A 9,628-nucleotide genomic window follows, 5' to 3' on the forward strand; every position below is an offset into this window, starting at 1 on the left:
CGCTGAGAGCATCCTTGCCTACTTCGACCGGCCAGGAACCAGCAACGGTCCAACAGAAGCTATCAACGGGCGACTTGAGCACTTACGAGGTACCGCCTTGGGCTTTAGAAATTTAACCAATTACATAGCCAGGTGCTTGCTGAAGTCAGGAGGGTTTAGAAATCAGCTACACCCTTAAATGCGAAGAGCCAGAAAAATGCCTCCATGGCCCGTTGCTGGGTGTCGTGGTCTTTTAGGTCAATCATGTTGACATATCCGAAAGAGGTATCGTAATTTTGGTCAAGTAGTTTGACTTATATCCCTCTCGCTTCGCTACCGGTGATCCCAATGGCTTTCTCCGAACGTGTTTCGCGCCTTAAAAGCTCTTTGATCCGTGAAATCCTTGCTGCTGCCCAGCGACCTGGCGTCATGTCGTTCGCCGGAGGCCTGCCCGCCGAAGCCATGCTGCCGACCATTGAATGGGACCAGATGCCAGTCTCCATGGGGCAATATGGCATGAGTGAAGGTGAACCCGCGTTGCGTGAGGCATTGGCCGCCGAAGCCCGGGCGCTGGGTATAACGTGCCAAGCCAGTCAGGTTTTGGTCCTCAGCGGTTCTCAGCAGGCCCTCGATCTTGCAGCAAAGCTCTATATCGACAAGGGCACTGAGGTGCTGTTGGAAGCGCCAACCTATCTGGCAGCACTGCAAACATTTCAGTTCTTCGGAGCCGATTGCCTTACGGTACAGATGACAATGGATGGCCCTGACCTGGAGTCGCTGCGCCGCCGCCTGGAAAAACACCGTCCAGCGTTCATCTACTTGATCCCGACGTTTCAAAACCCCTCAGGTCTGCGCTATAGCGAAGCCAAACGAAATGCGGTAGCTGCACTATTGGACGAGTTCGGCGTGACTCTGATTGAAGACGAGCCTTACCGCGAGTTGACCTTCGACGGCGGCACTGCCATGCCACTTGTCAGCCGTTTGCGGGAAGCCAGCTGGATCTATACCGGCACGGTGTCCAAAACGTTGCTTCCGGGGTTGCGAGTGGGCTACCTGATTGCTAGCCCAGACCTGTTCCCGCACTTGCTGCGGCTCAAGCAGTCGGCTGACTTGCACACCAATCGGGTGAGTCAGTGGCAGGTACTGCAGTGGCTTGGTACCGATAAGCTTCAGCGCCATCTAGAAGAGCTGCGGGCCTACTACCGTGTGCGTCGAGACGCATTTCAGACCGCATTGGAAATGCACTTTTCTGACTTGGCCGATTGGGACCTGCCCAATGGCGGGCTTTTTTTCTGGCTAACGCTCAAGCGTCCACTGGATACCCGCACACTGCTAGAGGCTGCACTGGCGGTGGATGTAGCCTTCATGCCGGGAGAGCCATTTTTCCCTGAACCCGATAAGCATCTGGGACATCTGCGGCTGAACTTCAGCCACGTCGAACCTGAAAAACTGGATGAAGGGCTCAAGCGGCTGGCGGCCGTGGTGCGCCAGGCCCAGTCGGTGCAGGTGGCCTGAGACGGCTATTCGGATGTATCAGCACTCCACTGTGCAAGCATGCAGCATCATCTGGCTCGGGAAAATGGTTTAAGGTGCACAGTTCTGAAATGGATTTCTCAAAAGGACGCGACGGATGGAAACTGCTTTGTCTCAACTCAGCGAGCGCTTGAACAATCGCCGATTCACTGTAGTGAACAATACCCAGGGGCTATCAGGTGCCGGCACGGTATTTCACTACTTCGTCGAAGAAGAGGCTATTACCAGCAGCTACCAAGGCGGACGGATTCGTATAGGAAACCAAATTGGTCGCGTGACAGGCCCAGATACCATTGAGCTTCTTTATCAGTGCTTAACTACTAACGGGGAGATTCTTGCCGGTTGGTCGCGCGGTACGGTGGGCGCTGATCAAGCTGGCCGCACAACTCTCCACTTCGTCTGGGGTTGGTTGTCGGGCGCCGTGGGAGGTGGCGAATCCAATTACGTCGAGCTTGTGGATTAGCTCACGAGCTTCTCGCCTGGCTGTGCACGGGGCTACCTACCCACACTTACCCGACGACAGCTTCGTCGATCAGCCAACGTTCGAATTTCGTCAGGGCAGGAGTGATCCCGGTATCCGGGCGAGTCACCAGTACGTAGCGCTCGCACAATTCCGCAATCGCTGGCCAAGGCGCTACGAGCTGGCGTCCATGCAGTTCTTCCTCGACATAGCGATGAGGCACCAGTGCCATGCCGATGCCGGCCTTCGCCGCTTCGATCAGCAGCGCGTACCGGTCGTAGGTGGGGCCTGCGGGGGCAGCGCAAAGCGGCAGTCCTGACAGCATCGAGTAGCGCGTCCAGCTAAAGGGGCTTGCGTGCTTGTGCAGTAGCGGCATGCGCTCGGAGGCTTCGTCCGCCAATTGTGGATGACAGACAGCGACCATGGGCGCTTCAAACAGCGGCTGCACTCTCATGGAATGCCAGATGGGATGGTCATAATTGATCGCCGCGTGCAGGTCGCTTTCTTCCAGTGAGAATGGCTGAGTCCGTTCGCGCAGGTTGATCTCGATATCCGGGTGGCGTTCCCGAAATTGAGCGATCCGAGGAATCAACCAGCGGCTGGCCAGGGTCGGGATGACGCCGATTTCCAGCGAGGTGCTGCCCTGCGCATCGGTCATCACCTGGCGGGTGTGACGTTCGATATCGGCCAGCGCCGTGCGAATCTGCGCCGCATAGCTCATGCCTGGCGAGGACAGCTCGACGCGATTGCCCGCGCGGTTGAAAAGCCGTACACCGAGAAACTCTTCCAGCTTGCCGATCTGCCGGCTTATGGCGCCTTCGCTGAGCGACAGTTCCTGCGCCGCTTTGGCAAAGCTCTGGTGGCGTGCGGCTGCTTCAAGAGCAAGCAGTGCGGGGATGCTTGGCAGGCGTCTGCTCATCATGGTCATCCTTGGTTCGAAGGGGCGACAGGATGACGCACACGCAAGCTGTCTTGCAAAAAAATCGGTAACACGCAGACGCTGCGCCTCCCTAGTATGAAGCCGCTCAATCATCGCCATGACAAGGACGTGCCATACCGTGAAAATTTTCGACCGTGTATTGCTGGGGCTAGGGCTGCTGATTCCGCTCTGGCTGTTTACGGGGGTGGCGCTTACGGCGCTGGCTTTTCCGGGCTACAGCCATCTCGAACAGGCTATGAGCCAGTTGGGGGCGGCGGGGGCGCCTACTCAGGGTTTCTCCGCTTGGGTGAACAACTTTCCCCTGGGCACATTGTTCGTGTTATTCGCCGCGGGCGTAGCACGACGTTTCACCGGATCGCGGCTGGCCTTGCTGAGTGCTGCACTGATTCTGCTGCACGGCTTGGCAAGCTTCGCCACCGGGTACTTTTTCTGCGACCAGGGCTGCGCGCCCGCACAACCATCAACGTCTCAGCAGCTTCACAACGTGGCCGGGCTGGTGATGTTCATTTCCCTGACGCTGGCCAACGTGCTCTGGGTTTTCCTCGGCAAGCGCTTGCTGTTGTCACCAGGGTTCGCATGGTTCTCGGCGCTTTGCGTGATCCTGGCCCTCGTGACGGTCTATCTGATGGGCCAGGTATTCATCGACGGACACCTGTTTGGCTTGTATCAGCGGATCAATTACGCCGTATCCGTGGTGTGGGGTGCTGCTTTGGCGTGGATGGCGCTGGGATGTGAAGTTGGTCCTGAAGATGTCCGCTAAAGGCCGAACGCCGCCTGCCACGACCTGCTGAATCCACAGCCAATTGCAGCCATTCAGGTGCGCAGGAAGAATAGACGCACCCGGGGACGCGCGAAAAGCGGGCCCCGGGTCGCAAAGAACTAGGCCGAGAAACCACCATCAATCGTCAAGCTGGCCCCGGTGATATAGCCTGCTTCCGGGCCGGCCAGGTAGGCGACAAAGCCGGCAATTTCCTCTGCCTTGCCGTAACGATCCAGTGCCATCAGACCTTTCAGGTACTCCGCGCCCTCACCATCGGCCGGGTTCATTTCGGTGTCCACCGGGCCGGGTTGCACGTTGTTCACGGTGATGCGGCGCGGGCCCAGGTCGCGGGCCATGCCTTTGGCCAAGCCGACCAGCGCCGATTTGCTCATGGCGTACACTGCGCCGCCAGCAACCGGGATGCGCTCGGCGTTGGTGCTGCCTATATTGATGATGCGCCCGCCGTCGAGCATATGCTTGGCAGCTTCCTGGCTGGCGACGAACACACTGCGCACGTTCACCGCCAAGGTGTGGTCAAGCTGCTCCAGGGTGATTTCCTCAGTGTTGCCCCAGGCCAGCACGCCGGCGTTGTTGACCAAAATATCCAGGCCGCCGAAGTGCTCGACTGCCGTACGAATGGCCTGTTGCACGGCTGCGGCATCAGCGCTGTCGGCCTTGAGGGCAAGTGCCTTACCACCAGCGGCAACCACTTCACTGACCAGAACATTGGCCCGCTCTGTAGACGATACATAGGTGAAAGCTACTGCCGCGCCTTCACGGGCCAGGCGTTTGACGATGGCCGCACCGATACCGCGGGAGCCGCCTTGAACGAAAGCGACTTTTCCTTGCAGCGTTTGGGTAGAGGTCATGGTGTATCTCCTTTACAGAAAGTTAATTCAGTCTGACTGCGGCGTGAGCAATCTATTGCCACGGGCTTGCTTAGCCATAGCCTGTTGATCAGGAACAGGGCCTCATAATCTGTTTCGGTTCATCCGGGCGCGGTGTGCCGAGGTGCAGAGCATTGCAGTGGGTGGTTAAGTCAGGATTATGGGCGTCCGCCACTGGCCGGTATTTGAGAACGCAGCGAGAATGGCAGCATAGCCCACACCGTGATTCACTGCGGAAGGTGACCTAGGATAAACGGGCAGGTGCGCCTCATCACACGTCAGGCAGCGCCAATATGAGGAGGACCGTGCCTATGAAGACGCGTATCAATGAAGCAATCCAGACGCACTACACCCGTGCGGACTTGGGAGACGTCATACTGACGGCGCTGGAGAAAGCGGGCAGGGACATAGACCACCTCACGCCCGAAGACTTGGCGCCCATCGACCAGTTTCATATCCGCGGACGGGCGGCGACGCTCGAGCTTGCCCGGGCTGCAGGGCTCGATGCATCAAAGCACGTACTTGATGTGGGTAGCGGCGTAGGCGGGACCTCGCGTTGCCTGGCGAAGGAATTCGGTTGCCGTGTCACGGGCATCGACCTTACTGACGAGTACTGCCGTGCTGCTTCGATGCTCTCGGCCAAGACGGGCCTTGCACACCTCGTCGACTACCGCCAAGGCGACGCCACCAAGCTGCCATTTGATGACCAGACATTCGATGTCGTATGGACTGAGCATGTGGCAATGAACATCCCGGACAAGACGCGGCTGTACAAGGAAATGCACCGCGTTCTAAAGCCGGGCGGTACGCTCGCTATCTACGATGTACTTGCCGGTCCGTCTGGCCCGGTGCTGTTTCCGGTTCCGTGGGCGCACACACCGGATACGAGTTTCCTCGTGTCGCCAACTGAGTTGCGCAGGCTACTCGAGGAAGCAGCATTCACGATTACTGATTGGGCTGACACAACGGAAGCGGCGCGCGCGTGGTTTGTGAGACTGGCCGAGAAGATCCAGAAAGAAGGCTTACCATCCCTTGGATTCCATTTGCTGCTTGGCGCTGACTTCAAGGCAATGGCGCAGAATCAGGGTCGAAACCTGCAAGAGGGGCGGATTGTTCTTGCACAAATCGTTGCGAGGAAGTGAGCTATGCTCGCAGGGTAAGTTCATCTTCTTGGATATGTTTATCGACGGTATCGGCCAATAGCGGACGGTCTGTTAACGCATTTCTTATGCACTTTGCTAAATTCAAAATCCGATCTGGGAGTCGCAAGGGGAAAAAGGGCGGGATTTACCCGCCCCATTTTTAGCTCCGCACGAACGCCAGCAGATCTGCGTTAATCGTCTCGGCGTTGGTTGTCGGCATTCCATGAGGGAAGCCCGGGTAGATTTTCAACGTACCGTTTTGCAGAAGTTTGGCCGACAAAACCCCTGCATTTTCGTAAGGCACGATCTGGTCATCATCACCATGCATTACCAGGACGGGGATCTTGATGCTCTTCAAGTCTTCGGTGAAGTCGGTCTGAGAAAACGCCACAATCCCGTCATAGTGTGCCTTAGCACATCCCATCATGCCTTGTCGCCACCAGTTCAAGACAATGCCCTCGGAGGTCTTAGCACCCGGGCGGTTATAGCCGTAGAAAGGCCCTGCAGGAACGTCGTGGTAAAACTGTGCCCGGTTGGCTTTCAGTTGTGCCTGCAAGTCGTCGAACACTGACTTCGGCAGGCCGCCAGGATTGGTCGGCGTCTGAACCATCAACGGCGGCACCGCACTGATGATGGCTGCCTTTGATACCCGGTCTTCGCCATGGCGAGCGATGTAGTGAATGACTTCGCCGCCGCCGGTGGAATGCCCGACATGGACTGCGCCTTGTACGTCCAGGTGATCAACTACGGCCGCGACGTCGTCGGCGTAGTGATCCATGTCATGTCCATCCCAGACCTGACTAGAACGCCCGTGCCCCCGCCGGTCATGTGCTACAACCCGGTAACCGTTGCTCAGGAAAAAGAGCATTTGCGCGTCCCAATCATCCGCACTCAGTGGCCATCCGTGGTGGAAAAAGATGACCTGGGCATCGCGTGGCCCCCAGTCTTTGTAAAAGATTTCGACACCATCCTGTGTAGTGACATACCCCATGTTCGTATCTCCCGAATGAAGTGAAGGCCTTCATCGAATCGTGTTCCGATCACGACCTCGAGTGAACAGAGTGCAGCCCGTCCATTAGGCACTTCAGGGACGGTTGGACTAGCCCTCGCTTCCCCATGAATTCCAATCCGGCCAAGCCATGTTGTGCTTGGTCGCCCGATGACTTTAGGTTTAAAGTCAACTTTAAGGTCAACAGGTTTTTAGGGTGAGGTATGAGAATAGGCGAACTGGCGAAAATCAGCGGACTGGCGCCGTCACGCATCCGATTCTATGAGGCCAGTGGCTTGATCAGCTCCGTCGAGCGCAAAGCTAATGGCTACCGAGACTACGCGCCTGATACCGAGTGGGTTTTGGAAATTATCACCGGTGCACAGGCGGCAGGGTTCTCGTTGGAAGAGATTCGGCAGCTGATGCCGATGAACGCCGGTACCTGGCGACACGACGAGTTGCTCTCTGGACTCAAGCAAAAGGTGGAGGAGATCAGTGTTCTGCAGGAAAGACTGGCGCAGAACAAAGCGCAACTGATGCTCGTCATCAAGGGCATCGAAGGAAAGCCCGAGGGCATGGCGTGTGGAGACAATGCGCAGATGCTGATAAATCGTTTGCGGGAAGAGGGGGCTGGTAAAGCGTCGGGTGGGCGTAAGGCAACGTCTTCCACGAAGAATAAAGCCCGCCAGGCTTCCGGGGCCTGACAGGCGCAAAAGATCTCAGCGCTGGCCAGTCAGACTGGCGAGTGGTTTGGGCGCATAAAGCGCACTCTGGAACTCTGGCACGTATTCGTATTTCATCATTTTCCCCAGCTTCAGGGCGCGGAGATAATTTGAAAGACTGCCTTCGCCGAGCGTAAGGGTGACCGAATCTGCGTCGCGGCTGGAGCCGTGACTCAGCTGGCGAGATACTGCATATCCGTACGCCAGTTCGCCCTGATGATCGAGGTTGGTGAAGCTGCTGGTGACGATATCGACATCACGAGAAAGGTTATCGAGTTTCTTCGCTTTGAAGGACACGTCAACTTTCCCTGTCTGGCTGTCGTTGATGTCGTAGACCACCGATTGCGCATCTTCTTTGCGATCAATTCCAGTCAACCATTTTGGCAGGTTGTAACCGACCACCCCGCGCACCCGTGCCAGCTCGGTATTGACCGGCAGCTTGAGCACATAGCCCCAGAAGTCGCCAGACATCGACTGGCCAATCAGCGTCAATGGCCCCAGATTGGCTTTGCCTGGCTTGTTGGTAATGATCGATACCGCCACTTCGTTATAGGCGTCGTTATCACAGTGCTCATAGGTGTACGCCGTAAACGCAATCAGGCCGCGACCTGGCCAGATTTGCAGGGGATGTGCGATCGCCAATACTTCCGGGGGCATCAATGCCCGAAGTGCATCCAGGTCTGCCGTGTAGACTGCCGTAACCCGACTGTTCTGGTAGTAAAAGTTCGGCGAGTATGACTCGAAGCCAATATCGACTTTTTGTTTTTCCAATCCTTTGAACCAGCTCAGATCAACTCCCGGCAGTTCTGCCGCAATCACTGACAAGGGAGGGTTTGAGCGATAACGATCGTACAGCCCGCCCTTGACCACAGGTACTGCGTGGCCCGCGATATCAATTGTGTTGGTTTCAGTCGGACTGGGCATTTCAGGCGTCCCCGCTAACGCATGGTTGGCAATCGAGCTGAACAGCAATCCTGTTACTACGGTGCTTGCGAGTTTCAATCGGTCTTTCTCCGCGTGGTGGTGACTACTTGAGGGTTCAGCGAGCTACGTTGTCGCCAGAAAGCACCGCCATCACAGCTTCAGCTACGGCTTTGGGCGATTGAGGGTTTTGGCCGGTGACGAGTCTTCCATCCGTGATGGCAAACGACGTGAATGGCAGCCAGCCCTTGCGGTACCGCGCACCCTGGCTCACCAGTTTGTCCTCAAGGAAGAAGGGCACCTGGCTTTTCATGCCCGAGAGCAATTCTTCGCGATCAGAGAAGCCGGTGATGTTCTTGCCCTTGATGATCAACTGGCCTTTTTCATCCTTCAGATCCAAAAGACCCGCCACGCCATGGCACACGGCCGAGACGATGCCGCCCTGGTTGTAGATGCTTTCGGCGACACGTCGCAGATCGGGATTATTGGGGAAGTCCCACATCACTCCATGCCCACCGGTGAAGTAGATGACCCCGAATTGGGACGGATCGACATCGGCGATCGGCAGCGTGTCTTGCAGGCGAGTACGAAAGGCAGGGGACTGCAAATGCTCACGGGCGGCCTTGTCCATGTACAGCCAACCGAGGCTGCGCTCGTCCAGTGGCACCGCACCGCCTTTGGGGCTGGCAAAAACCGTGCTGTAACCAGCCGCCTCGACTACATCGGTGAAATGCGTCAGCTCGGTCAGCCACAACCCCGTCGTATCGGTGCGTGAGGGATAGCTGGAGTGATTAGTCAGAATCACCAGAATCTGACGATTGCTGGCGGTCATTGTGGAAGGGGCGGTGTCAGCATTTGCAAATGTCATGAAAGCGCTATCTATCAATAACAACGCATAAAAAACAAAGGTCTTGAGCATCATCCGGGTTCCATCATTCAAGCAGGTCATTGCATGCTCACCTTAAACCTAACTTTAAGGTCAACCCCGCTATTGCAAATAATTTTCGCCGGTATCCGCTCACTTCAACTTGACCCTCAACCTGACTTTAACGCTAGCGTCTGATGCTGGATGGGCAAGGCAATAACGCTCGTTATACATCCACTCGGGAGATATGCATGAGTCAGCAAGACAACTTTGATACGCAGATGAAATGGATGATTTACGGCGCCAACGGCTATACCGGCGAATTGATCGCTCGAGCTGCCGTAAGCCGTGGGCTATAGTGGATCCACCTTTTGAGACAGTGACTACGGGGTAGTTTAAGCTGTCGTCCTCGAAAGGATGACAGCAAATGG

11 protein-coding genes are annotated in these 9,628 nt (G+C 56.5%); 6 read left to right on the top strand and 5 right to left on the bottom strand.

The window, feature by feature from the left end:
• The 3 genes from EKA13_RS24305 to EKA13_RS24315 all read left to right on the top strand — a co-directional run.
• Positions 1-178 (top strand): transposase (locus tag EKA13_RS24305; protein WP_141685661.1); only part of this gene is annotated, 178 nt, incomplete at its 5' end.
• Between the two features lie 149 nt (positions 179-327).
• On the top strand, positions 328-1,494 hold the full coding sequence (locus EKA13_RS24310; RefSeq protein ID WP_065761696.1) for an aminotransferase-like domain-containing protein: 1,167 nt from the start codon (positions 328-330) through the stop codon (positions 1,492-1,494).
• A gap of 115 nt (positions 1,495-1,609) precedes the next feature.
• On the top strand, positions 1,610-1,975 hold the full coding sequence (locus EKA13_RS24315; RefSeq protein WP_065761697.1) for an avidin-fold protein: 366 nt from the start codon (positions 1,610-1,612) through the stop codon (positions 1,973-1,975).
• 46 nt (positions 1,976-2,021) lie between these two features.
• Here the strand turns inward: EKA13_RS24315 and EKA13_RS24320 are convergent, their stop codons facing one another.
• Complete coding sequence (locus EKA13_RS24320) at positions 2,022-2,891, bottom strand: LysR substrate-binding domain-containing protein (RefSeq protein ID WP_065761698.1); 870 nt, start codon at positions 2,889-2,891, stop codon at positions 2,022-2,024.
• Between the two features lie 139 nt (positions 2,892-3,030).
• Between EKA13_RS24320 and EKA13_RS24325 the strand changes: the two genes are divergently transcribed.
• Complete coding sequence (locus EKA13_RS24325; RefSeq protein WP_065761699.1) at positions 3,031-3,672, top strand: DUF998 domain-containing protein; 642 nt, start codon at positions 3,031-3,033, stop codon at positions 3,670-3,672.
• A gap of 119 nt (positions 3,673-3,791) precedes the next feature.
• Here EKA13_RS24325 and EKA13_RS24330 read toward each other — a convergent pair whose 3' ends face one another.
• Entirely contained in the window at positions 3,792-4,541 is a 750-nt protein-coding gene (locus EKA13_RS24330; protein ID WP_065761700.1) for a 3-oxoacyl-ACP reductase family protein, read from the bottom strand.
• 329 nt (positions 4,542-4,870) lie between these two features.
• On the opposite strand from EKA13_RS24330, the gene EKA13_RS24335 reads away from it, so the two are divergent.
• Entirely contained in the window at positions 4,871-5,701 is an 831-nt protein-coding gene (locus EKA13_RS24335) for a class I SAM-dependent methyltransferase (protein ID WP_065761701.1), read from the top strand.
• Between the two features lie 160 nt (positions 5,702-5,861).
• On the opposite strand, the gene EKA13_RS24340 is transcribed toward EKA13_RS24335, so the two are convergent.
• The gene (locus tag EKA13_RS24340; RefSeq protein WP_065761702.1) at positions 5,862-6,692 is read right to left on the bottom strand and encodes an alpha/beta fold hydrolase; all 831 of its coding nucleotides are present in this window, start codon (positions 6,690-6,692) and stop codon (positions 5,862-5,864) included.
• Positions 6,693-6,913: 221 nt separating this feature from the next.
• Here EKA13_RS24340 and EKA13_RS24345 point away from each other — a divergent pair, with 221 nt between their 5' ends.
• Positions 6,914-7,393: a MerR family transcriptional regulator gene (locus tag EKA13_RS24345; RefSeq protein ID WP_065761703.1), complete on the top strand. Its 480-nt coding sequence runs from the start codon at positions 6,914-6,916 to the stop codon at positions 7,391-7,393.
• Positions 7,394-7,408: 15 nt separating this feature from the next.
• Here EKA13_RS24345 and EKA13_RS24350 read toward each other — a convergent pair whose 3' ends face one another.
• Positions 7,409-8,413: an acetoacetate decarboxylase (ADC) gene (locus tag EKA13_RS24350; protein WP_065761704.1), complete on the bottom strand. Its 1,005-nt coding sequence runs from the start codon at positions 8,411-8,413 to the stop codon at positions 7,409-7,411.
• A gap of 37 nt (positions 8,414-8,450) precedes the next feature.
• Complete coding sequence (locus tag EKA13_RS24355; protein WP_065761705.1) at positions 8,451-9,254, bottom strand: type 1 glutamine amidotransferase domain-containing protein; 804 nt, start codon at positions 9,252-9,254, stop codon at positions 8,451-8,453.
• Between the last annotated feature and the right edge of the window lie 374 nt (positions 9,255-9,628).

Source organism: Pseudomonas defluvii, from assembly GCF_001695625.1.
GTDB lineage: Bacteria > Pseudomonadota > Gammaproteobacteria > Pseudomonadales > Pseudomonadaceae > Aquipseudomonas > Aquipseudomonas defluvii.